Source organism: Novosphingobium sp., from assembly GCF_025351285.1.
In the GTDB taxonomy this organism is placed as follows: domain Bacteria; phylum Pseudomonadota; class Alphaproteobacteria; order Sphingomonadales; family Sphingomonadaceae; genus Novosphingobium.
On the sequence record NZ_JANXWG010000017.1, the window covers coordinates 1 to 22,825 of the forward strand.

The window sequence follows — 22,825 nt, forward strand, 5'->3', positions numbered from 1 at the left end:
CGATGCCGGCGATGGCGCCGTCGTCCGCATCGGGGACATACTTCTTGACGTTTGCAGCCCAATCTTCGGCCATACCACTCTCCCGTTTTTTATTGTTTGCCTGGTGGCGATTTGCCCAGACCGATTCGCGCGGGCAAATCCCGCGCGCGTTGATACCGCATCCCAAACGGGAAAGCGCACGGATTCTCCAACGCGTTGAAGGCCTCGCTCGCCGCGCGGCGGCTACGCGGCGCGGACTTGTTCGAGCGCCAGGCGCTGCCAGATTTCGCTCAGCGCCGCGGTCAGGTCGCGCATCATCGCCGCGGTGTGCGCCGGGCCGGGGGTGAAGCGCAGCCGCTCTGTCCCGCGCGGCACCGTGGGATAGTTGATCGGCTGGACGTAGACCCCGTATTCGGCGAGCAGGATATCGCTGATCCGCTTGGCGCGGACGGGGTCGCCGACCATCAGCGGAACGATATGCGTGGTCGATGGCATGACCGGGAGCCCGGCCTCGGCCAGCATGGTCTTGAGCGCCGCAGCGTTGGCCTGCTGGGCCTCGCGTTCCGCGTTCGAACCCTTGAGATGGCGTACGGCGGCCAGCACGCCTGCGACCAGCACGGGCGACAGCGAAGTGGTGAAGATGAACCCCGGCGCATAACTGCGGATCACATCGACGATCCGGGTATCCGCAGCGATATAGCCGCCCATCACCCCGAACGCCTTTCCCAGCGTGCCCTCGATGATCGTGATCCGGTGCGCGGCTTCGTCGCGTTCGGAAATCCCGCCGCCGCGCGCACCGTACATCCCCACCGCATGGACTTCGTCGATATAGGTCAGCGCGTTGTACTTGTCCGCCAGATCGCAGATCGCGTGGATCGGGGCGACGTCCCCGTCCATCGAATAGACACTTTCGAACGCGATCAGCTTGGGCACCGCGGGGTCGGTCTCGGCCAGCAACTGTTCGAGGTGCACGAGATCGTTGTGCCGGAACACCTTCTTCTCGGCGCCCGAATTGCGGATCCCCGCGATCATGCTGGCGTGGTTCAGTTCGTCCGAAAAGATCACGCAGCCGGGCAGGACCTTGGCCATGGTCGAGAGCGTCGCATCGTTCGATACATAGCCCGAGGTGAACAGCAGCGCGCCGTCCTTGCCGTGAAGATCGGCCAATTCCCGCTCGAGCTGGATGTGATAATGAGTGTTGCCGCCGATGTTGCGGGTGCCGCCAGAGCCCGCACCGACATTGTGCAGCGCCTCTTCCATCGCCTCGATCACTTTGGGGTGCTGGCCCATCGCCAGGTAATCGTTCGAACACCACACGGTGATGTCCTTGGGGCCGTTGTGTCCGGCAAAGCAACGCGCGTTAGGATAAGCGCCCTTGTTGCGCAGGATGTCGATGAACACGCGGTAGCGGCCTTCGGAATGAAGCCGGTCGATCGCCGCATCGAAAATCTGGTCGTAGTTCATGCCATCTTACAGCGTGCGCCGCTCCCTAACGCGCGCCGGGCGCGGCGCGCTTCCCGTGACTGAGGTCCGTGTGAGACCCGCGTCTAATACTGGGGCCTGATCCCGTTATTTTGCCCCCCGGCGAACACAGGCGTTTTAGCGGTGCATTCGCGGAAACGGAAGCGCGAACGTTTCGCAACAAGGCGGGCTGAAGGGAAGTCAGAAAACGCCGATTTCAGTAAGACCCGCGCTGGTGAGCGCGGGTGCAAGTTCGGCGAGTTCAGCGCCGTCGCGGGTGAAGAGCGCAAGGTCGGGACCGGTCCGCTGCCAGGACTGGCCTTGCGTCAGGAACGCAATCCGCCGCGCAATTCCGGCAGCGCCGTCGACGAACTCGACGTCCGGGCCGAACGCTTGCGCCAGATCGTCCACGATCAACGGGAAGTGAGTGCAGGCCAGCACCACGGTGTCGATCGCACCGCCTTGGGCCTGGGCCCGCAAGCCATCCGCAGCGCGCGCGAACACTGCCGGATCGACCGGAAGCCCGCGCAGCCGCGCCTCCGCCGCTTCGACCAATTCGGGCGCGGCGAAGCGCAGCAAGTGCTTGTCCGCAGCAAATTCCGCTTCGAGTCGATCGACATAACCTTGTCGGATCGTTGCGCCGGTGCCGAGCAGGCCGATGACTCCGGAGCGCGTGATGGCGGCAGCGGGCTTGATCGCAGGCACCGTGCCGACGATCGGCACCTCCAGCACATCGCGCACCATGCCCAGCGCGATCGTGCTGGCGGTGTTGCAGGCGATGCACACCAAGCGCGGTTTCAGTCGCTCGGTCATCCGCCCGAGCAGGCCCGCGACGCGGCTGGCGATTTCGACTTCGGTCTTGGTGCCATAGGGCAGCCCGGCGTTGTCAGCGGCGTAGATCACCGGCGCCTGGGGCAGAGCCAAGCGGACCTCGCGCAGCACCGACAGTCCACCGACGCCCGAATCGAACATCAGGATGGGTGAAGTTGGGTCGACAGATGCAGGCAAAGTTCGTTGGGTCCCGATGTCGTGAAGCGCTGCCCCTCTATGGCGGGTTAGGTCCAAAAGGGAAGTGCAGCCCTTCGACAAGCCTTGGGCGAACGGTTATGAGGCTGGCATGATGCTGTTCCTGCCCTTCGCGCTCGCTTACCTGCTCGGTTCGATCCCGTTCGGGCTGATCCTTACCCGGCTGACCGACGCGGGCGATCTGCGCGCGATCGGATCGGGCAATATCGGCGCCACCAACGTGCTGCGCACCGGGCGCAAGGGCCTGGCGGCGGCGACGCTGCTGCTCGATCTGGCCAAGGGTTTCGCGGCGATCGCGCTGGCCCGCACGATCTGGCCTGCCGGGATGCCGATGGTTGAAATCGCCGCGGCGGCGGGTGCGGTGATCGGGCATTGCTTCCCGGTGTGGCTGCGGTTCAACGGCGGCAAGGGCGTGGCGACGACGATGGGCGTCGCGCTGGGGCTCGGCTGGCCGATCGGGCTGGCTTACGCAGTGGTGTGGCTGGCGATGCTGGCGGTGACACGGTTATCCTCGCTGGCGGGCATGTGCGCGGTTGTGGCGGCTCCGATTGCGGCTCTGTTGACAGGGCGGACGGCGTTTGCGCCGGTGCTGGTGGGCATCGCGCTGCTGGTACTGTGGCTGCATCGCGCCAATATCACGCGGTTGCTCGCCGGAACCGAACCGCGTGTCGGCGGAGCGAAGGCCGCGCCCGCCGCGTGAGCAGCGCAGACACGAGCCTGTCGCAAGCCGAAGCGTTCGCCCGCATCCGGCTGCTGCGATCGCCCAATGTCGGCCCGGTCAGCTATGCGCAATTGCTGCGGCGGTTCGGCAGCGGAATCGAAGCGCTGGACGCCTTGCCTGACCTCGCGTCGCGCGGAGGGGGGCGGTACTCGATTGCGCCCGTCGCGCGGATCGAGGCGGAAGTTCTCGCTGTGCGCCGTGCCGGTGCGCGCTACTTGTTCCACGATTCGCCCGATTATCCGCCGCTGCTCCGCGTGGCCGAGGGCGCGCCGCCGATCCTGATTGCACGCGGCGATCCGGCGCTGGCGGCGCGACCGACGGTGGCGATCGTCGGCGCGCGCAATTCCTCGGCCGCCGCGATGAAACTGGCGCGTATGTTCGCTACCGAACTTGCGGCGAAGGGCTTCGTGGTCGTTTCAGGCCTGGCGCGCGGGATCGACGGTGCGGCGCACAAGGGCGCGCTGGCAGGCGCGAGCGAAGGCGGCGGCACGATCGGCGTGATCGCCGGCGGGATCGACGTGACATATCCGCCCGAACACGCCGACTTGCAGGAGGAAATCGCCACCACCGGCCTGCTGCTGACCGAGCAGCCGCCCGGCACCGAACCGCTCGCGCGGCATTTCCCCGCGCGCAACCGCATCATCGCCGGGCTGGCGATCGGCACCGTGGTGGTCGAGGCCGCGCCGCGCTCGGGCTCGCTCATCACCGCGCGGCTGGCGGGCGAAATGGGGCGCGAGGTGATGGCGGTGCCGGGCAGTCCGCTCGATGCGCGCAGCCAGGGTTGCAACCAGCTCATCCGCGACGGCGCTACGCTGGTTCAGTCGGCCGAGGATGTGATCGAGGTGCTGAGCGACTTCCACGGCGCGCCGCAATTGCGCTTGCGCGAGACTTTTGCCGCCACGCCGGAACTGGTTGACGCTGCCGAAGACAATCTGGTGGACGTCGGCCCGATCGACATCGCCGCGCTGCTGACGACCGCGCCGGTCACGGTGGATGATCTTATCCGGCTGTCGGGCGGATCGCCCGGCGCGGTGCAGATGGCGTTGCTCGAACTGGAGCTGGCCGGGCGGCTGGCGCGCCATGCTGGGGGCCGGGTGTCGCTCGACGCTGGCGGATAAGGCTTACAATCAGCCGGTTGACCGTAATAATTTTGCGTGGAACAGTGCAGCAAGTGCGCGGCGAGGGGCTGCGTGGGGCAGGGGATACGTTCGACATGGCCAATCACAAGACATCCGCGTTCGCGCGGGCGCTGCTCGGCACGGCTTTGCTGATGGCGCCGGTAGCGTTGCACGCCGAAGCCGCCCCGCTCAAGGTTTCGGGCCAGGATGCTGCGCGCGGCGTCACGCAAGTGGCAATCGGCGCGTTCAACGTCGGGTTTATCTTCAAATCGGTCGATTCGACCAAGGCGATGGACGGCATTGTCGGCCTGGCGCAGGGCACCACCCGCGCCGAATCGACGCTGGTGGGCATTACGCCCGAGATCATGCAGGCGATTACCGACGCTGCGTACGCCGATTTTGTCACCAAGCTGGGCGCCGCGGGCTACACGCTCCAACCCACGGCCGCGATGTTCGCAACACCGCTGCCGCACGCGCACCCCGAAACATCGCCGCTCAACGTCAACATCGCGCTGGAAAAGAAGGCCACCGGCAAGGTCACGTTCGTGAAGCCGAGCGCGATCCCGGCGCTTTACCTGATCCCGGGCGATTTCACCGCCAGCGGCATGAGCAGCATGGGCCTGAACATGAATTCGGGCCAGACCGCGTACGCGCTCGGCCAATATGCCAAGACGGCAGGCGTGGGGGTGATCGACGTGGTTTATCTCATCGATTTTTCGGATGTCCAGCAGAAGGGCGGCTTTTCGGTCAAGGTCAATTCGGGCGTATCGATCGCCAGCAACTATTCGCGCGCCACGCTGATCGCGCCCACCGGCAAGCAGGCCGTGATCAAGATCACCGACGGCATCGCGGTGGCGGGGGATTTCGCGACGATGCGCGATACCACCAGCGGGTTCACGAAAACGACACAGACCGCCACCAAGGTCCTGGGCGGGCTTAGCAAGCTGGGTGCGCTGCGCGGAATGGGCGGAATGGGCGGCATGTTCAAGACCGGTGGCGCCACCAAGCAGATCGAATTCGACGCCAAGCCCGAAAATTATCGCGCCGGCGCCACCGAAGCAGCGACGCTCGCCAATGCCCGCATCGTGGCGCAACTTGCCGCGCTGCGGTGATCTGACTGTTCGTAGCAGGTTTCAGAATGCATTAGGCGCCGCAAGCTTGCGTTGCGGCGCCGGTTCGCGGGTGCAGGCGCCTTGCGTGGTGCCACCCGCGCAATAGACCAGCGCGTCGAGGAACCCGGTCGCCCATGCGATATCGGCCGCCGAGTGCGGTCCGCGGAAAGCCACCTGCTTGACCAGAATGTCGAAAGTGCCACCGGTGGCTTCGAGCAGGAAGGTTTCGCGCTTGCCGGTTTCGGCCAGAACAGGGCAGTCGATCGTGACGCGCACGGCGGGGCGGCCGGTCATCCGTACCTGGCGGATCGCGCCGACTTGCGCGCCGGGGCACTTGCGTTCGACGCTGCGCGCGATGTTGGTCACGTAGTTTTCGGCCGTGGTCAGCGCGGCCAGCCCGCCAAAGCGCTGGGTGGTGACCATGCGGCTCCAGTCCTTGACCGATTCGCTCTCGGGCACTTCCTCGCGGATTGCCTGGGTGGCGTTGTGCGCTTCGTAACCGATGACCCAGCGGTCCAGATCGGGGGCCGTCACGCGGTCTTCGCTGGGCAGCGCCATCACGCTGGTAAAGGCCAGCAGCACGGGCCAAGCGGTAATCATCGGCAATCCTTCCGGCTTTCGGTACGATAGACCCAAATCAGATGCTTGACCTTGCGTGAAGTGCTTTCGCATCATCGCGTACGTGTATACGCGAGGCGCCGCGCTTCGTCGTCCATTGAAGCACACAGGAATTGAACGCCCATCATGCAGCTTGTCGTCGTAGAATCGCCTGCCAAGGCCAAGACCATCGAAAAGTACCTCGGGCACGGTTTCAAGGTGCTCGCCTCGTACGGCCACGTCCGCGACTTGCCGCCCAAGGACGGATCGGTGCGCCCCGATGAAGATTTCGCGATGGACTGGGAGAACTACGCCGACAAGGCGCGGCAGTTGAAAGAGATCACCGATGCCGCGAAAAAGGCGGACAAGCTGATCCTCGCGACCGACCCTGACCGTGAGGGCGAGGCGATTTCGTGGCACGTGCGCGAACTGCTGGCCAAGCGCAAGGCGCTGCCCAAGCTCGTCGAACGGGTGACGTTCAACGCGATCACCAAGGCGACGGTGACCGAGGCGATGAAGCACCCGCGCGAACTCGATCAGAACCTGATCGATGCGTACCTGGCGCGGCGCGCGCTCGATTACCTGTTCGGCTTCACGCTCTCGCCGGTGCTTTGGCGCAAGCTGCCCGGCGCCAAGAGCGCGGGGCGCGTACAATCGGTGGCGCTGCGGCTGATCGTCGAGCGCGAGCGCGAGATCGAAAAGTTCCGCGCGCAGGAATACTGGCAGGTGATCGCGCGGCTGGAGCAGGACGGCACGCCGTTCACCGCGCGGCTGGTCAAGTTCGATGGCGAAAAGCTCGACAAACTGAGCCTGGGCGAGGCGGGTATCGCCAATCGCGCCAAGGCCGCGGTCGAGGCAGCGCCGTTCCGGGTGGAGGAGGTCGAGACCAAGCCTTACCGCCGCAATCCGTACCCGCCGTTCACCACCTCGACCTTGCAGCAGGAGGCCGCGCGCAAGCTCGGCTTTGCCGCCAGCCACACGATGCGCGTGGCGCAGACGTTGTATGAAGCGGGCGCGATCACTTACATGCGGACCGACGGCGTGCAGATGGACCCGAGCGCGATTTCCGATGCGCGCGTGGCGATTTCGAACCGCTATTCGGGGCATTATTTACCTGAAAAGCCGCGCCATTACGAAACCAAGGCGAAGAACGCACAGGAAGCCCACGAGGCGATCCGGCCGACCGAATTCGCGCGCGACAAGTATGGTTCGGGCGACGAGGGGCGGTTGTACGATCTGATCTGGAAGCGCGCGATTGCCAGCCAGATGGCCTCGGCCAGCCTTGAGCGCACCACCGTCGCCTTGCGCGATGCGACCGGGCGTCACGAACTGCGCGCGACCGGGCAAGTGGTGAAATTCCCCGGCTTTCTAGCGGTTTACGAGGAAGGCCGCGACCAGAAGGGCGATGCTGGCGACGATGCGGGGGAGGACGAATCGAACCTGCTGCCGCTTATGAACAAGGGCGACCAGCCGGCTAAGAAAGGCGTCGACGCGACGCAGCACTTCACCCAGCCGCCGCCGCGTTTTTCCGAAGCGACCTTGGTCAAGCGGCTGGAAGAACTTGGAATCGGCCGCCCTTCGACTTATGCCTCGACACTGCAAGTGCTCAAGGACCGGTCTTACGTCCGCACCGAGAAAAACCGTTTCTTCGCAGAGGAATCGGGGCGTTTGCTGACATCGTTTCTCGAACGCTTTTTTGCGCGTTATGTCGGATACGATTTCACCGCGGGCATGGAGGACGAACTCGACGACGTGTCGGGTGGGCGCGCGATGTGGAAGACCGTGCTCGAAGCCTTCTGGCGCGATTTCAAGCCCAAGTCCGACGAGGTCATGGAGAAGAAGCCGAGCGAGGTGACCGAGGCGCTCGACGAATTCCTGTCGGATTACCTGTTCCCGCCGCGTGACGAAGGCACCGATCCGCGCCAGTGCCCGCAATGCATCGCGGCGGGGCGCGAGAACGGCCGGCTGGCGTTGCGTGGAGGCCGTTATGGCGCTTTCGTCGCTTGCGCCAACTATCCCGAGTGCAAATACACCCGCAAGTTCGCGCAGCCCGGCGGTGCCGACGGCGCCGAGGGTGAGGACGGCGAACTCGGCAAGCATCCTGAAACGGGCGAGTCCATCAGCCGCAAGGTCGGGCGGTTCGGGCCTTATGTGCAACTGGGCGACGGCAAGGAAGCCAAGCGCGCCTCGATCCCCAAGGATGTGGGCGAACTCACGCTCGACTGGGCGGTCAAGCTGCTGTCGTTGCCGCGCACTGTGGGAGAGCACCCTGAAGATGCCAAGCCGATCGTTGCAAGTATAGGACGTTACGGGCCGTACCTCGCGCACGATGGCAAGTACGCGCGGCTGCGGGCCACCGCCGAAGTGTTCGACACGGGCATGAACGCGGCGGTGGTGATGCTGGCCGAAGCACTGGCGAACAAGGGCAGCCGCGAAGGCCGCGCCAAGGCCGAGGCGCTCAAGAGCTTCGGGCTTCACCCCACGTCGGGCGGCGAGATCAAGCTGATGCCCGGTCGCTACGGCAATTACCTGACCGACGGCACCACCAACGCCACGCTGCCCAAGGACGCCGATGTCGAAACGCTCACCGCCGAACAGGCGATCGTGCTGATCGACGAGAAGGCGGCCAAGGGGCCGGTGAAGGGCAAGGGCCGCAAGAAGGCTCCGGCGAAGAAGGCGCCCGTGAAGAAGGCTGCGGCTGCCAAAAAACCTGCTGCGAAGAAGCCGGCAGCCAAAAAGGCGCCCGCCAAGAAGGCTAAGCCGGCGGCGGAGGCGGCGGAATGAGCGAGCAGTTCGTCCGCCACCGCCAGCCCTGGACCGCAGAGGAAGTGGGCACTTTGCGCACGCTCGCGACCAAGGGCATGGGGCTGAAGGCAATCGCCAAGGCGCTCAAGCGCAGCGAGGAATCGACCAAGGAACGCGCCAAGGCCGACAAGATCGCGATCGCCAAGCTGCGCTGAACAATCAGCGCTGCTTGGCCGTCACTTGATCCAGTCGAGGCCCATTTCCTCGTAGATTTCGCGGCTTTCGGCCCAGTTTTCCTCGACCTTTACGTGAAGGAACAAGTGGACCTTCACGCCCAGGATCGTGGCCAGTTCCTTGCGCGCGGCTTCGCCGATGGACTTGAGTTTCGATCCGCCCTTGCCCAGCACGATGCCCTTCTGGCTGTCGCGCGCGATCACGATCTGCTGGTGGATTTCGATCGAGCCGTCCTTGCGCGGGGTGTAGCTCTCGGGCCGCACCGCGCTGTCGTAAGGCAGTTCATCGTGAAGCTGGCGGTAAAGCTGTTCGCGCGTGATTTCGCACGCCAGCAACCGTTCGGATGCGTCGGAAACCTGATCTTCGGGATAGTGCCATGCGCCTTCGGGCATCAGCGCTGCCAGTCGCGCCTTCAGTTCGGGCACGCCGTCACCGGTCAGCGCCGAGACGAAGAACACTTCCTCGAACGGCACCTTTGCTGTCAGGTCCTGCGCCAGCACCAGCAGCGGTTCCTTGGCGGTGGTGTCGACCTTGTTGAGCACCAGAATGCGGCGCTCGCGCCGCCCGGCCAGCGTGGTCAGGATCGGCTCCAGATCATCGTGCCGCTTCTTGCGCGCATCGACCACCAGCACGATCGCATCGGCCTCGTGCGCGCCTTCCCAGGCGGCGCTGACCATCGCGCGATCGAGCCGCCGCTGCGGATCGAAGATGCCCGGCGTATCGGCGAGGATGATCTGCGTGGCGGCGGTGTCGGTCTTGGCCAGCGCGATGCCGAGCAGGCGCGCGCGCGTGGTCTGCTTCTTGGACGAGACGATCGCCACTTTCTGCCCGACCAGCGCGTTGACCAGCGTCGACTTGCCCGCATTGGGCGTGCCGATCACCGCTACCACGCCACAATGGAGGGGCGGGGCGTTCTCGGGTGTTTCGGTCATGTCAGTGGTCATCCGTATTGTTCCATGAAAGCGCGGGCGGCCAGGGTTTCGGCCTCCTGCTTGCTCGATCCGCGCGCCTCGGCCTCGCCGACGTTCTTGACGGCTACGCGCACGGTGAAAGTGGCCGCATGATCGGGCCCGTCACGCGAGACGATCGCGTATTCGGGCGGCTTGCGACGGTTGCCTGCCGCCCATTCCTGCAGCGCGGCCTTGGGGTGCTTCGATTGCCCGGCGCCGGCGGTCATCGGCGCAGCCCACAGCTTGCGCACCATCGTGCGCGCACCGTCGTAACCGCGTTCGACGAACTGCGCGCCGATCAGCGCTTCCATCACGTCGCCCAGGATGTTGTCGCTGCCCGCGCCGCCATCGTCGCGCGCCTGCTTGCCCAGCCGCATGTGCGGGGGCAGCCCGATCGTGCGCGCCACGCCCGCACAAGTCTCACGGCTGACCAGCGCGTTGAGCCGCTGCGAAAGCTTGCCTTCGGAGGCGTTGCTCGCCTCGTGCAACCACTCTGCAATGACCAGCCCCAGCACGCGATCGCCGAGGAATTCCAGCCGTTGGTAATCGCGCTGGCTGCCCATGCTGCCGTGAGTCAACGCCTCGCACCACAGCGCGGGGTCGGCCGGGGCCGCCCCGGTCAGGTCGGCGAGGAACTCGGTTGTTTCAGGCGTAAGAGCGGCGCTGGTCAGAACCGGCCCCCGATGCGGTTCCAGCGCGCGGCGGTGAACCAGGTCCAGGGCTTGATCCAGCTTGCCGAACCATCGGTCGACCACATCACGATCGTGGCGCGACCGACCAGGTTTTCCTCGGGGACCAGGCCGATCCCGGCGCCTTCCTGCGCGGGGAAGCGGCTGTCCATCGAGTTGTCGCGGTTGTCTCCCATCATGAACAGGCGGCCTTCGGGCACGATCACCGGCGGAGTATCGTCCTGCGGGCGATAGCCGAGATCGAGCACTTCGTAGCTCTTGCCAGGCTGACCGTTCACGGCCGGCAGCGTCTCGCGGAAGCGCGGGTAATGGCACGCCGGGCTGCCATCGGCGGCGGTGGCCATGAATTCGGGCTGGATGCAACTGGTGTTGGGCGAGACTTTGACCTCGAAATCGGCGATCTTGTCCTTCTTCACCGGCTGGCCGTTGAGGAGCAGCACGCCGCCGCGCATCTGGATAGTATCGCCGGGCAAACCGATCACGCGCTTGATGTAATCGACGTCGTTGCCGGGGGGTGCCTTGAAGATCGCGACGTCGCCGCGATCGGGGTGGCTGCCGAGGATTCGCCCGGGAATCAGCGGCAGGCTGAACGGCAGCGAATACTTGGTGAAGCCGTACGGCCACTTGGCCGCGAGCAGGTAATCGCCATCGATCAACCGCGGCTGCATCGATTCCGACGGGATGTTGAACGGCGAGAAGAAGAAGCTGCGAAAGATGCCGACAACGAGTATCAGCTTGATCAGGAAGACAAAAAAGTTGTCCTCCTTCTTCGCAGGCTTGGCCGGCTTGCCGGTTTCAAGCGGTGCAGCAGCCGAGGTTTCGGCGGCATTTTCGCCAAGGCTTTTGGGATCTTCGGTCATCGTGGCGGTCATGTGGAGCGTCGCGTCCTTCGTCAAGACAATCGTTGCGGGGCGGGTGTGCGGAAATGGGCCCGGAAACCGCATGGCAGTGCGGACCTTAACGTCCGCCGCATAGCAATGCGGACCTGAACGGGAGCAATTGCCTGCTTGGCCGCGCGCGCGCTACCGGGCATGAGGCGATTTGAAGCGCTGCGCTGCAACTGCGAACAAAGGATATGGCAGGATGGCCGGAACGATCGACCTTGGCAAAGCCGATGCGGGCTGGGCGGCTTTGGCTGCTTTGCCACGACCGACGCTGGCCGCGCTGTTCGCTGAAGCGGGACGTGTTGAAGGCTATTCGACCGATCTTGCCCTGCCCGGCGGCACGATCCGGTTCGACTTGTCGAAAACGCATCTCGATGCGGCGGTGGAAGCCGCGTTGATCGACATTGCGGAGGCCATGCAGTTCGACGCGTTGCGCGCCGCGCTGTTCGCGGGCGAGGTGGTCAACCCCAGCGAAGGCCGCGCCGCCGAACACATCGCGCAGCGCGGGATCGGCAAGGACGCCAGCGTCGAGGAAGCCGCGCGCTTTCACGAACGGATGCGCGCGTTGGTCGAAGCCATCCATGAAGGCGTGCTGGGCGACGTCAAAAGCTTGATCCATATCGGAATCGGCGGATCGGCGCTCGGTCCGGCGCTGGCAATCGATGCCCTGGCCCGCAAAAACAGCAAGGTTGCGGTGCACGTCGTCTCGAACATCGATGGATGTGCTTTGGAGGCCGCGTTCGCGCAATGCGATCCAGCCACCACGCTGATCGCGGTTGCCTCCAAAACCTTCACCACCACCGAAACCATCCTCAACGCCAATTCGGCGATCGAATGGCTGCTCGACGCGGGCATTGCCGATCCCGGCGGCCGGGTGATCGCGCTGACCGCCGCGCCCGACAAGGCGGTGGAATGGGGCGTCGACGAAACGCGCGTGCTGCCGTTCCAGGAGAGTGTCGGCGGGCGCTATTCGCTGTGGTCGTCGATCGGCTTTCCGGTGGCGATGGCGCTCGGCTGGCAGGGTTTCGCGGAATTCCTCGACGGCGCGGCGGCGATCGACCGTCATTTCGCCGATACGCCGCTGGCCGAAAACGTCTGCGTCCGCGCGGCTTTCTCCGATCTGTATTACACGCAAGCGCGCGGCTGCCAGACCCGTGCGTGCTTCGCGTACGACGAGCGGCTCAAACTGCTGCCGAGCTATCTCCAGCAGCTCGAAATGGAATCGAACGGCAAGTCGGTCCGCGCCGATGGAACGCCGCTCGGCCGACCGAGCGCGCCGGTGACGTGGGGCGGGGTGGGCACCGATGCGCAGCACGCGGTTTTCCAGTTGCTGCACCAGGGCACACACCTGATCCCGGTGGATTTCATCGCGGCGATCATGCCCGGCGACGATCTCGATACCGCACACCACGTCGGGCTGCTGTCGAACTGCTTCGCGCAAGGCGCCGCGCTGATGGCCGGCCGCGCCAGTACGGACGGCAACCGCAACTACCCCGGCGACCGCCCCTCGGCCACGATCTTGTGCGAGGCGCTCAATCCCGCGACGCTCGGCGCACTGATCGCGTTTCACGAGCACCGGACCTTCGCCAATGCGGCGATGCTGGGGATCAACCCGTTTGACCAGTTCGGAGTGGAATTGGGCAAGGACATCGCGCGCTCGATCGGCCAGGCCGGCGTTGATTTCGATGCCAGCACAACCGCCTTGCTCGAAGCTGCCGGGCTGGCCTGAGTTCATTCAAAAATCTGCGGTGAGATAGCCGGTCACGTTGCGCTGGGTGTTGTAGGCATAGACTCCGCTGCCCACCGCAACCCATTGAAACGCGTTGAACACGTTGTAGAATTCGGCGCGTGCGGTGAAAGTCTGGTTACCCAGCTTGAACTTGTAGCGGAAGCCACCGCCGATGCGGGTCGATCCCGGTGCGATCACGCTGTTGTCCACGGTGCCGACGGCTGCGCTGTCGTGGTTGACATAGGCATCCAGCGTGACGGCCCTGGCAAACGGCAGCGTATAATTGACGTTGAAACGCGTGCGCACGTCGGGTTGGTTCACGGGTTTGGAGCCGACTTTCTCCGCGATCGACGGCGTGGCCGAAACGCGCGCACGCAGGAACACCCCGCCGGTCACGATGCGCAAGTCGGGGGTGATCTGCGAGGCCAGGCTGACCTCGATCCCGCGATGGGTTTCGGCGCCGAGCTGTCCGAACAAATTGGCGCGATCGAGCGCAATATAGGGCTTGGCGATGTCGAAATAGCCAAGAATCAGCACGGTGCCCTTGGCGGGGGCGAAGCGCAGCCCGAAATCGTACTGGCGGGTGCGGTTGGCGGGCAGCACCATGTTGGCGTTGGCGGCGTAATTCGGCGCGGTGCCGGCATCTTCCAACCCGCGCACGAAACTGCCGTAAAGCGACAGCTTTTCTCCCAGCGGTATGGTCGCGCTGGCATATGGCAACGTGGCCGTGCTCGATCCGCGCACGCCGTCGACCGTCTTGACGTAGTGCGTGCGCTGGGCGCCGAGCGTCAGTTCGCCCAGGCCCTTCCACGCCAGGCTGTACGACAAGCCGCCGGTGAACTGGCGGGTGGCATCGTGCGTCAGGCCGGTGAAAGCGAACTGGGGGCGGGGTACTTCGATCCGCCGGTTCAAACCGGCCGGGCCCAGATCGGCAAAGTCGCCGCCACCGAAGTAGCTGTCGACGATCCGCGATCGCACCGTTCCGCTCAGCAGGTGCCGGCGCGGGCCTTCGTTGAACAGCCGCGAGAGCCGCACTTCGCCGCTGTACGATCCGGCGCGGTTGGCGGGGAATGCGATGACCTGGCGGTCGGTCGTCGTCGCGCCGATCTCGGTGGGCGAGTTGACCATCACCAGGTTGGCGAAATCGCCGTCCGAATGGTATTCCGAACGGAACAGCCCCGCTCGCAAGGTCCAGTCGCCCAGCCGGGCCTTGCCCAGCAGACCGAACACCTGCGACCAGCTATCGCTCTTTTCAAAGCTCGGCCCGGTATACTGCCCGCGCTGTGGGCGCGGGGGCAGGAACGCACCCGTTGGGATGTAGATCGGGCCTGCGGTGCCATCGTACTGCTGGTCGCGGTGGTAGAACGCGGTGATCTCGACATTGGCTGAGGGGCGCCAATGCGGGACCGCACCGAACGTCAGCCGCTTGCTGCCGCCGCCGTTGTTGAACTTGTCGCTGGCAATGCCGAAGCCGGTCGCCACGCCGAAGCGCTTGCCGTCGATCGGGATCTGCGCGTCGACTTCCAGCGAAGCTGTGCCGAAGCTGTCGGTGGAAACGATGGCCGAAATCACCGGCTTTGCGCCGACCGTGCGCAGCGACAGATCGGCGACTCCGGTGGGTGCGGGGAACAGGTAGCCTTGCGTCGATGGGCCGACATGGATCACTTCACCGCCCAGCACCCGGCTGGACAGGCCGCCCTGGATGTCGAAATACATGCCCTCCATGCGGATATTGCCCGCGCTGGAAGGGCTGAAGCCGCGTACGTTGCCATCGTCGTAAAGCCCGATGCTTTCGTGGCCGACGGTGGTGCCGAATGCATCTTCGGCGCTGGCCACTGCGTTTTCCTCGGCACGCTGGGCGTGGGCAGCCTGCGGCACGCTGGCCAGGCCAAGCGCGAGCGCGGTCGTTCCCAGCGACGAGGCGCCAACCAGCCTTGAACAGGCGTGGCAAATTGTTGAATTAAAAAGCAAATGGTCCTCCCCGCGCGCCTTGCCGAGCTATGGCGGCGCTTCCCTATGGCCAGGCGGGTCGGCTAACCGAGGGAGGCTTGCGGGGCTGTTGCGGTTCGACGGGAGTCGTTGCGCGTCCGACGAACGGCACGCGCAACCGACGAACGACTTGGGCTTATTCGTCAGCCAGTTCGATGCGGTTGCGGCCCGATTCCTTGGCCTTGTACAAAGCGCGATCGGCGGCGCGCAGCGCCTCGCGCGGGTCGGGATAGGCAAATGCATCGGCGATGCCGGCCGAGAATGTGACCCGTCCAATCGGCTGGTCGTTGTGGCGGTTGACGAAGTTGCGTTGCGCCAGCGCCTCGCGCAGCGCATCGAGCCGTTCGAGCGCTTCCTCGGGCGAATTGCCGCGGAACAGCATCACGAATTCCTCGCCGCCGTGGCGCGCGACGTGGCAATTCTTGCCCGATATCGCCGAAAGCGACGAGGCCACGGTCTTGAGCATGCGGTCGCCGGTTTCGTGGCCGTGGCGATCGTTGATCTTCTTGAAATGGTCGATGTCGCAGAACGCCACGGACAGCCGTTCCAGCCCTTCGCGGGTGTCGCGGTAAAGTTCGGAGTAATGCGCCTCGAAGGCGCGGCGGTTGGGCAGGCCGGTGAGCGCATCGACCTTGGCGTCGCGTTGCGCCTTGGCCAGGCTGGCACGCAGGCCGGCGGTTTCCTGATCGTTGCGTCGCAAGTCCTCCTCGGCCTTTTGCGTGCGCGCAATCATCGACCGGACGAGACCGGCCAGTTCATCCAAGTTGACGCCGTCCTGCCCGTCCATCTGTGCGATCGATGCGGCCTGCTTTTCAAGGGCCGAGCCATATTCACCGGTGGCCGATCGCACCGATCGCGTCGCCAAGGCGAAGCTGTCGAGCATGGCGCGCAACTGTTCGAGCAAGGGTTCGAACGGGCTTGCGACATCCTCGACAAGCGCGCCCGGATCGCTGCGTTCGCCACTGGCGTGGACCAGCCACGGTCCGCTGACGCGTTCGCCTTCGGCCACGCGGTCCTCGATCCGGCGAACCAGGTTCGGGTTGGTGCCCGAAGTCACCGCGAAAGCCGCCGCCAGCGTCTGAGGGCTGACCGCAAGATCGTGCGAATCGAGAAAATCGCCGATCAATGCAAGTTGCACCGCGCGCGAAAGCTGCGGCGGATCGTCCGTCGCGTCGATGGTCGGGCTTGAAGCCTGGTCATTGTCATCCTGGCCCCGGAACCAGCCGAGGACGGAGCGTGCGAACCGCTTTTGTGCGTTGGGATTGGCGTCCATGATCGATTGAACGGCGCGCGTTCCGATTTTTTAACCATGGCGCGATCCGGATGTAACAATTTTTGGACGTCAGGCGAATGGCATCGGTCAAGTGGCCCAGTGATCCAGCCGACTTGGTGATCCAGCCGGCCTGGTGATCCAGCCTAGTGGTCAGTCTGACCGTACATTCCGATTGGCATTCCGCCAGCCGCCACGCCATATGCGCGTGCACCGCAATTGGCCTGCCTTTCGGCTGGCAGAGCGAACCAGACGAGGGACTTCATGGCCACGACACTTGCAGAAACCGCCACGAACGCTGATCAGGCCTTCGATTTCGATTTGTTCGTGATCGGCGCCGGGTCGGGCGGTGTGCGTGCCAGCCGCGTTGCTGCGGCGCTTGGCGCGCGCGTGGCCGTGGCCGAGGAACACCGCATCGGCGGCACTTGCGTGATCCGCGGCTGCGTGCCCAAGAAGCTGCTGGTCTATGGCTCGCACTTCGCCGAGGAATTGCAGGACGCGAGCAATTACGGCTGGACCGTCGAAGGCATGAGCTTCGATTGGCCCACGTTGCGCGATGCGGTTCTGGCCGACGTCACGCGGATCGAAAAGGCCTACACCGCCACGCTCGACAGCCACAAGGTCGAGCATTTCCACGAAAAGGCCTCGATCGCCGGACCCAACGAAGTCATGCTTGCTTCGGGCCGCTCGATCACCGCCAAGGTCATCCTGGTGGCCACAGGGGCCTGGCCGGTCAAGCCGGTGTTCGAGGGTTCCGAACACTGCATCACCTCGAACGAGGTGTTCCACCTGGAAACATTCCCGCGCCGCGTGGTGATCCAGGGTGCCGGCTATATCGCGCTGGAATTCGCAGGCATCTTCAACGCGCTGGGCGCACACGTCACCGTTACCAACCGCAGCGACGCGATCCTGCGCACCTATGACGAAAGCCTGCGCGACCGGTTGCTCCAGATCACCATGGCGCGCGGCATCGAATACAAGTTCAACTGCCCGATCGAGAAAGTCGTGAAGCGCGAGGACGGTGCGTTTGATGTCCACTTCCCCGGCAAGGACCCGATCATCGCCGACGTGATCCTGATCGCCACCGGCCGGCACCCCAACGTTGGTGGCCTGGGCCTCGATGGCGTGGGTATCGCACTGGGCGAACGCGGCGAAATCCCGGTCGATGCCGAAAACCGCACATCGTGCCCCAGCATCTACGCGGTGGGCGACGTAACCGATCGCGTGCAACTGACGCCGATTGCGATCCGCGAAGGCCAGGCGTTCGCTGACCGCGTGTTCGGCAAGGGCCACGCCACGCTGAACTACGATTTCATCCCCAGCGCGGTGTTCTCGCAGCCGCCATTGGCAGCCGTCGGCTATACCGAGGGCAAGGCGCGCGAAAAGTTCGGCTCGATCAAGGTCTATTCGTCGGATTTCCGCCCGATGAAGAACGTGTTCGGCCACCGGCCCGAACGCGGGCTGTACAAGATGATCGTCGATGCAGAGACCGACAAGGTGGTGGGCCTGCACATGATCGGCCCCGAAAGCCCCGAAATCCTCCAGGCGGCGGCGATTGCGGTGAAAGCCGGCCTCACCAAGGCCGATTTCGATGCTACCGTGGCACTGCACCCGTCGATGTCCGAAGAACTGGTGCTGATGCGTTGACGGCCTCGTTCAAGCGGCACCGGTTGCAAACTGCAACGCTTTGACCTAGATTTCCCCTGCGCCGAGGGCCGGCGCGGGGGAACAAGGATGCAACTTTCGGGCAAAGTCGCGCTCGTTACCGGCGGCACCGACGGGATCGGTGCGCAGTTGATCCGCCAGTTGCGCGACAAGGGCGCCACGGTGATCACGTCCGGCCGCGATCCGGGTCGGATTGCTGCCACGCAAGCGGCGGGCTTCGAGGTGATCGCCGCCGATCTTTCGACCATGGCCGGCGTCGATGCCTTGATCGCGGGCCTCGATGGCCGGGCTATCGACCTGCTCGTCAACAATGCCGGAATGGGCGGGGATTATGATTTCCGTGACGGCGGCGAACCCGATCTGGCGGTGGCCGAACAGGCGCTGTTCCTCAACATCCACGCACCGGTCCAGTTGATCGCCCGTCTGATGCCGGGATTGCGCACGCGGCCAGAAGCGATCGTGGTCAACGTCACTTCGGGCCTGGCGATCGCTCCGCGCGCGGGCGGGCCGATCTACTGCGCCACCAAGGCGGCCCTGCGGAGTTACACCCAGGCCATCCGTGCGCAATTGAAGGACACGAACGTGACGGTGATCGAAGCGCTGCCGCCGGTGGTCGAAACCCGGATGACCGCGGGACGTGCCAACAAGAAGATGCCGCCGCAGGAATGCGCGCGGCAGATCGTGGTGGGTATCGAACGCGGCACACCCCAGATCAACATCGGTATCGTCAAGCTGTTGCAGGTGGTCCACTCGATCTCACCCGCGCTGGCGCGGCGGATCATGCTGCAATTCTGAACGGAGAGCGATCATGGCCGACACCGACCCGAAAATCGTCCTCGTAACCGGCGGGAGCGGCTATATCGCGGGCGAGACGATCCGGCAGTTGCTGGCACGCGGCTGGACGGTGCACACTACCGTCCGCAGCCTGGCGCGTGAGGCGAAGCTGCGTCCCCAACTGGGTGGTACGCCCGAAACGCTGCGGTTCTTCGCCGCCGATCTGATGGACGATGCCGGCTGGGCCGAAGCCGTGGCCGGATGCAGCCACGTCGCGCACGTTGCATCGCCGTTCCCGCTGGCCATTCCCAAGGACGAGGACGACCTGATTGTTCCCGCGCGCGAAGGTACGCTGCGGGCCTTGCGCTTTGCGCATGCGGCGTGCGTCACGCGGTTCGTGCAGACATCGTCAGCCGCGGCGATCGCGTACGGCCACCCGGCGGGCAAGACGCTGTTCGATGAAAGCGACTGGACCCGGCTCGATACCCCGGGGGTGGCGCCTTACGTCAAATCCAAGACCATCGCCGAACGCGCCGCGCGCGACTGGGTGGCGGCCAATGCGTCCGACATGGTGTTCTGCTCGATCAATCCGGTGGCGGTGTTCGGGCCGGTGGTGAGCGACGATCTTTCGACTTCGGTGGAAGTGGTCAGGAAGCTGATCAACGGGTCGATCCCGATGCTGCCCGACATGGGCATCGGCGTGGTCGACGTGCGCGACGTGGCCAAGATGCACGTTCTGGCGCTGGAGGCCCCTGACGAGAGGGTGCGCAACGAACGCTTTGCCGCCAGTGCGGAATTCCAGTGGATCAAGGACATGGCCGCCACGCTCCACCAGGCGCTGGGACCGCAGGCGCGCAAGGTGCCGACGCGAATGATGCCCGAATTCGTCGCGAAGTTGCTCGCGCTGTTCATGCCCGAGATGAAAATCGTGCGGGCGGAGGGAGGCAAGGTCCGCGATGTCAGCGGGAGGCATGCCTGCGAGGTGCTGGGCTTCGAATACATCACCGCGCCGCAATCGGTGATCGACACCGCGCGCAGTCTGATCGGGCAGGGGATCGTGAAGGTTTGAGGGTGGGCAGCGTAAGAACACCACCCACCCGACACCCGTTTACTTCGGCGTGTAAACCGGCTTGCCGCCTGCCTGGACCTGGCTCCACTGCTCGCGGACCATCGTCTTGACCGCTTCGGGCAACGGCACGAAATCGAGCTTGGCGGCCATCTCGTCACCGTTCTTGAACGCCCAGTCGAAGAACTTGAGCGTGGCCGCAACCTTTTCGGGGTTGGCCGGCGCCTTGTGAACCAGGATGAAGGTAACGGCGCTGATCGGCCAAGTGGCTTCGCCCGGCTGGTCGATAAGAAGCACCGCGTTGCCCGGCGCCGTCGTCCACGGCGCGCTGGCACCTGCGGCCGAGAACGCGGCAGCAGTGGGTTCGGGGAACTTGCCGGCCTTGTTCTGGACCAGCGTGGTGGTCAGGTTGTTCTGCTTGGCGAAGGCATATTCGACATAACCGATCGATCCGGCGGTCTGCTTGACGAAGGCGGCCACGCCATCGTTGCCCTTGCCGCCCAGGCCCACCGGCCAGCTAACCGAATCGCTGGCGCCCACGGCCTTGGCCCAATCGGGATCGGCGGCGGTGAGGTAAGTGGTGAACAGGAACGAGGTGCCCGAACCGTCCGAACGGTGAACCACCGTGATCGGGGTGGCAGGCAGCTTGACGCCGCCGTTGAGCGCGGCGATTTCGGGCGCGTTCCAGGTCTTGATCTTGCCCAGGAAGATTTCGCCCAGGATCTTGCCGGTCAGGTGCACTTCACCAGACTTGACGCCTGCAAGGTTGACCACCGGCACCACGCCGCCGATCACCGCCGGGAATTGCAGCAGGCCCGAAGCGTTGAGATCATCGAGTTTGAGCGGCTTGTCGGTGGCGCCGAAGTCCACCGTACTGCTCTTGATCTGCTTGATGCCGCCGCCCGAGCCGATGCTCTGGTAGTTCACCTTGCCCAGACCCGCCTGGTTGAACGCCGAAGCCCACTTGGTGTAAAGCGGGGCGGGGAACGATGCGCCCGCGCCGCTGATCCCGCTGCCGCCCGAAGCGCCCGGCTGGCCGGAACAGGCGGACAGGGTCGCGGCGGCCACGCCGGCGATCACGCTGGCGAATACGGGGCGGTTGAGCACTTTGGCGAACATCCGGTTTTCCTCTAGATCTTGCTGATGTCCGGGCGGTTAGAACGGCAATGTTACAGCATTGTGACCCGATCGCGTCCGATCGCTGGAGCGGGGGCGTGCGCTCGGCCATTGACGCTACGGCGAAGCGCTGGCAGGCGACGGCCAAGAAATAGCTGTCCATCGGGGGAACTCCACGCATGTCCGCCAATATCGCCGAGCTGGAAAAACGCCGCACCGCAGCGCGCATGGGGGGCGGACAACGCCGCATCGATGCGCAGCACGCCAAGGGCAAGCTGACCGCGCGCGAGCGGCTCGACGTGTTGCTCGACGAAGGCAGCTTCGAAGAAACCGACATGTACGTCGAACACAACTGCACCGATTTCGGGATGCAGGACCAGGTCATCCCCGGCGACGGCGTGGTGACCGGCAGCGGCACGATCAACGGCCGGCTGGTCTATGTGTTCAGCCAGGACTTCACCGTGTTCGGCGGTGCGCTGTCCGAACGCCACGCGCAGAAGATCTGCAAGGTGATGGACAGCGCGATGAAGGTCGGCGCCCCCGTCATCGGCATCAACGATTCGGGCGGCGCGCGCATCCAGGAGGGTGTCGCCAGCCTGGGTGGCTATGCCGAAGTGTTCCAGCGCAATGTGCTGGCGAGCGGCGTGATCCCGCAGATTTCGCTGATCATGGGGCCATGCGCGGGCGGCGCGGTTTACTCACCCGCGATGACCGACTTCATCTTCATGGTGAAGGATTCGAGCTACATGTTCGTCACCGGCCCGGATGTGGTGAAAACGGTGACCAACGAGATCGTCACGCAAGAGGAACTGGGCGGCGCGATCACGCATACCACCAAGACTTCGGTGGCCGATCTGGCGCTGGAGAACGACATCGAGGCGCTGATCGTGGCGCGCGACTTCTTCGATTATCTGCCGCTCAGCAACCGCGAAGGCGTGCCCGAACGGCCGAGCGCCGACGCGTGGGACCGGCTGGAGGACAGCCTCGACACGCTGATTCCGGCCAACGCCAACCAGCCTTACGACATGCACGAAGTGGTGCGCAAAGTGCTCGACGAGGGTGAGTTCTTCGAAATCCAGCCGGCGCACGCGGGCAATGTGCTAACCGGCTTCGGGCGGATCGAGGGTCGCACCGTGGGCGTCGTCGCCAACCAGCCGATGGTGCTGGCGGGCTGCCTCGATATCAATTCATCCAAGAAGGCCGCGCGCTTCGTGCGGTTCTGCGATGCGTTCGACATTCCGATCATCACGTTCGTCGACGTGCCCGGCTTCCTTCCTGGAACCGCGCAGGAAATGGGCGGGATCATCAAGCACGGCGCCAAGCTGCTGTTCGCCTTTGCCGAAGCGACCGTGCCCAAGATCACCGTGATCACGCGCAAGGCCTATGGCGGCGCTTACGACGTAATGGCCAGCAAGCACTTGCGCGGTGATCTCAACTACGCCTGGCCCACCGCCGAAATCGCGGTGATGGGGGCGAAAGGCGCGGTAGAGATCATCTTCCGCGGGCTGTCCGCTGACGAGCGCGCCGAGAAGACCAGGGAATACGAAGACCGCTTTGCCAACCCGTTCGTGGCGGCGTCAAAGGGCTTTATCGATGAGGTGATCTATCCGCATTCGACCCGGCGGCGGATTGCGCTGGGGTTGCGGAAATTGCGCAACAAGGCGTTGGAAAATCCGTGGAAGAAGCATGATAACATTCCG

The 22,825-nt window shown here is 64.7% G+C and carries 19 protein-coding genes; 10 read left to right on the top strand and 9 right to left on the bottom strand.

What is annotated here, in order from left to right; genetic code table 11:
- Positions 1-222: 222 nt before the first annotated feature.
- Both hemA and murI read right to left on the bottom strand, forming a co-directional pair.
- Complete coding sequence (gene hemA / locus Q0R16_RS02125) at positions 223-1,443, bottom strand: 5-aminolevulinate synthase (RefSeq protein ID WP_295631334.1); 1,221 nt, start codon at positions 1,441-1,443, stop codon at positions 223-225.
- Positions 1,444-1,641: 198 nt separating this feature from the next.
- Positions 1,642-2,412, bottom strand: a complete 771-nt coding sequence (gene murI / locus Q0R16_RS02130) for a glutamate racemase (RefSeq protein WP_295631336.1) — start codon at positions 2,410-2,412, stop codon at positions 1,642-1,644.
- A gap of 145 nt (positions 2,413-2,557) precedes the next feature.
- On the opposite strand from murI, the gene plsY reads away from it, so the two are divergent.
- Genes plsY through Q0R16_RS02145 form a run of 3 tightly spaced genes read left to right on the top strand, consistent with a single transcriptional unit; the run spans position 2,558 to position 5,417 of the window.
- Positions 2,558-3,166: a glycerol-3-phosphate 1-O-acyltransferase PlsY gene (plsY, locus tag Q0R16_RS02135; protein ID WP_295631338.1), complete on the top strand. Its 609-nt coding sequence runs from the start codon at positions 2,558-2,560 to the stop codon at positions 3,164-3,166.
- Positions 3,163-4,305, top strand: a complete 1,143-nt coding sequence (gene dprA / locus Q0R16_RS02140) for a DNA-processing protein DprA (protein ID WP_295631340.1) — start codon at positions 3,163-3,165, stop codon at positions 4,303-4,305. Before plsY ends, dprA begins: the two co-directional genes overlap by 4 nt.
- A 44-nt stretch (positions 4,306-4,349) precedes the next feature.
- Positions 4,350-5,417 (top strand): hypothetical protein, encoded by a 1,068-nt coding sequence (locus tag Q0R16_RS02145; protein ID WP_295631342.1) that lies wholly within the window; start codon positions 4,350-4,352, stop codon positions 5,415-5,417.
- 21 nt (positions 5,418-5,438) lie between these two features.
- Here the strand turns inward: Q0R16_RS02145 and Q0R16_RS02150 are convergent, their stop codons facing one another.
- Entirely contained in the window at positions 5,439-6,017 is a 579-nt protein-coding gene (locus Q0R16_RS02150; RefSeq protein WP_295631344.1) for a hypothetical protein, read from the bottom strand.
- A gap of 144 nt (positions 6,018-6,161) precedes the next feature.
- On the opposite strand from Q0R16_RS02150, the gene topA reads away from it, so the two are divergent.
- Both topA and Q0R16_RS02160 read left to right on the top strand, forming a co-directional pair.
- Positions 6,162-8,798: a type I DNA topoisomerase gene (gene topA, locus Q0R16_RS02155; RefSeq protein ID WP_295631346.1), complete on the top strand. Its 2,637-nt coding sequence runs from the start codon at positions 6,162-6,164 to the stop codon at positions 8,796-8,798.
- Positions 8,795-8,974 (top strand): hypothetical protein, encoded by a 180-nt coding sequence (locus tag Q0R16_RS02160; protein ID WP_295631349.1) that lies wholly within the window; start codon positions 8,795-8,797, stop codon positions 8,972-8,974. Before topA ends, Q0R16_RS02160 begins: the two co-directional genes overlap by 4 nt.
- Before the next feature lie 21 nt (positions 8,975-8,995).
- On the opposite strand, the gene era is transcribed toward Q0R16_RS02160, so the two are convergent.
- Genes era through lepB form a run of 3 tightly spaced genes read right to left on the bottom strand, consistent with a single transcriptional unit; the run spans position 8,996 to position 11,504 of the window.
- The gene (gene era, locus Q0R16_RS02165) at positions 8,996-9,937 is read right to left on the bottom strand and encodes a GTPase Era (RefSeq protein WP_295631352.1); all 942 of its coding nucleotides are present in this window, start codon (positions 9,935-9,937) and stop codon (positions 8,996-8,998) included.
- Positions 9,934-10,566 (bottom strand): ribonuclease III, encoded by a 633-nt coding sequence (rnc, locus tag Q0R16_RS02170; RefSeq protein ID WP_295631369.1) that lies wholly within the window; start codon positions 10,564-10,566, stop codon positions 9,934-9,936. The genes era and rnc overlap by 4 nt, the downstream gene beginning before the upstream one ends.
- Before the next feature lie 44 nt (positions 10,567-10,610).
- Complete coding sequence (gene lepB / locus Q0R16_RS02175) at positions 10,611-11,504, bottom strand: signal peptidase I (RefSeq protein WP_295631371.1); 894 nt, start codon at positions 11,502-11,504, stop codon at positions 10,611-10,613.
- Positions 11,505-11,715: 211 nt separating this feature from the next.
- On the opposite strand from lepB, the gene pgi reads away from it, so the two are divergent.
- Positions 11,716-13,245 carry a glucose-6-phosphate isomerase gene (gene pgi / locus Q0R16_RS02180; RefSeq protein ID WP_295631354.1) on the top strand — a complete coding sequence of 510 codons (1,530 nt, stop codon included), beginning with the start codon at positions 11,716-11,718 and terminating at the stop codon, positions 13,243-13,245.
- Positions 13,246-13,251: 6 nt separating this feature from the next.
- On the opposite strand, the gene Q0R16_RS02185 is transcribed toward pgi, so the two are convergent.
- Together Q0R16_RS02185 and Q0R16_RS02190 are read right to left on the bottom strand one after the other, a co-directional pair.
- Positions 13,252-15,216, bottom strand: a complete 1,965-nt coding sequence (locus tag Q0R16_RS02185; RefSeq protein WP_295631356.1) for a hypothetical protein — start codon at positions 15,214-15,216, stop codon at positions 13,252-13,254.
- Between the two features lie 154 nt (positions 15,217-15,370).
- Positions 15,371-16,507, bottom strand: a complete 1,137-nt coding sequence (locus tag Q0R16_RS02190) for a GGDEF domain-containing protein (protein ID WP_295631358.1) — start codon at positions 16,505-16,507, stop codon at positions 15,371-15,373.
- 261 nt (positions 16,508-16,768) lie between these two features.
- On the opposite strand from Q0R16_RS02190, the gene gorA reads away from it, so the two are divergent.
- From gorA to Q0R16_RS02205, 3 genes are all read left to right on the top strand, one after another.
- Positions 16,769-18,151 (top strand): glutathione-disulfide reductase, encoded by a 1,383-nt coding sequence (gene gorA, locus Q0R16_RS02195; protein WP_295631360.1) that lies wholly within the window; start codon positions 16,769-16,771, stop codon positions 18,149-18,151.
- An 87-nt stretch (positions 18,152-18,238) separates the two neighbouring features.
- Positions 18,239-18,964: an SDR family NAD(P)-dependent oxidoreductase gene (locus Q0R16_RS02200; RefSeq protein WP_295631362.1), complete on the top strand. Its 726-nt coding sequence runs from the start codon at positions 18,239-18,241 to the stop codon at positions 18,962-18,964.
- A 13-nt stretch (positions 18,965-18,977) separates the two neighbouring features.
- Positions 18,978-20,012: an NAD-dependent epimerase/dehydratase family protein gene (locus tag Q0R16_RS02205; protein WP_295631364.1), complete on the top strand. Its 1,035-nt coding sequence runs from the start codon at positions 18,978-18,980 to the stop codon at positions 20,010-20,012.
- 39 nt (positions 20,013-20,051) lie between these two features.
- Here the strand turns inward: Q0R16_RS02205 and pstS are convergent, their stop codons facing one another.
- Entirely contained in the window at positions 20,052-21,128 is a 1,077-nt protein-coding gene (pstS, locus tag Q0R16_RS02210) for a phosphate ABC transporter substrate-binding protein PstS (RefSeq protein ID WP_295631366.1), read from the bottom strand.
- Between the two features lie 176 nt (positions 21,129-21,304).
- Between pstS and Q0R16_RS02215 the strand changes: the two genes are divergently transcribed.
- On the top strand, positions 21,305-22,825 hold a 1,521-nt coding region (locus Q0R16_RS02215), incomplete at its 3' end, for an acyl-CoA carboxylase subunit beta (protein WP_295631368.1).

Excerpts from the sequence above, each read along its gene's own strand:
- hemA (WP_295631334.1), bottom strand. The coding sequence starts at position 1,443 with ATGAACTACGACCAGATTTTCGATGCGGCGATCGACCGGCTTCATTCC.
- murI (WP_295631336.1), bottom strand. The coding sequence starts at position 2,412 with ATGTTCGATTCGGGCGTCGGTGGACTGTCGGTGCTGCGCGAGGTCCGC.
- plsY (WP_295631338.1), top strand. The coding sequence starts at position 2,558 with ATGATGCTGTTCCTGCCCTTCGCGCTCGCTTACCTGCTCGGTTCGATC.
- Q0R16_RS02150 (WP_295631344.1), bottom strand. The coding sequence starts at position 6,017 with ATGATTACCGCTTGGCCCGTGCTGCTGGCCTTTACCAGCGTGATGGCG.
- topA (WP_295631346.1), top strand. The coding sequence starts at position 6,162 with ATGCAGCTTGTCGTCGTAGAATCGCCTGCCAAGGCCAAGACCATCGAA.
- Q0R16_RS02160 (WP_295631349.1), top strand. The coding sequence starts at position 8,795 with ATGAGCGAGCAGTTCGTCCGCCACCGCCAGCCCTGGACCGCAGAGGAA.
- era (WP_295631352.1), bottom strand. The coding sequence starts at position 9,937 with ATGACCACTGACATGACCGAAACACCCGAGAACGCCCCGCCCCTCCAT.
- lepB (WP_295631371.1), bottom strand. The coding sequence starts at position 11,504 with ATGACCGCCACGATGACCGAAGATCCCAAAAGCCTTGGCGAAAATGCC.
- pgi (WP_295631354.1), top strand. The coding sequence starts at position 11,716 with ATGGCCGGAACGATCGACCTTGGCAAAGCCGATGCGGGCTGGGCGGCT.
- Q0R16_RS02190 (WP_295631358.1), bottom strand. The coding sequence starts at position 16,507 with ATGGACGCCAATCCCAACGCACAAAAGCGGTTCGCACGCTCCGTCCTC.
- gorA (WP_295631360.1), top strand. The coding sequence starts at position 16,769 with ATGGCCACGACACTTGCAGAAACCGCCACGAACGCTGATCAGGCCTTC.
- Q0R16_RS02200 (WP_295631362.1), top strand. The coding sequence starts at position 18,239 with ATGCAACTTTCGGGCAAAGTCGCGCTCGTTACCGGCGGCACCGACGGG.
- Q0R16_RS02205 (WP_295631364.1), top strand. The coding sequence starts at position 18,978 with ATGGCCGACACCGACCCGAAAATCGTCCTCGTAACCGGCGGGAGCGGC.
- pstS (WP_295631366.1), bottom strand. The coding sequence starts at position 21,128 with ATGTTCGCCAAAGTGCTCAACCGCCCCGTATTCGCCAGCGTGATCGCC.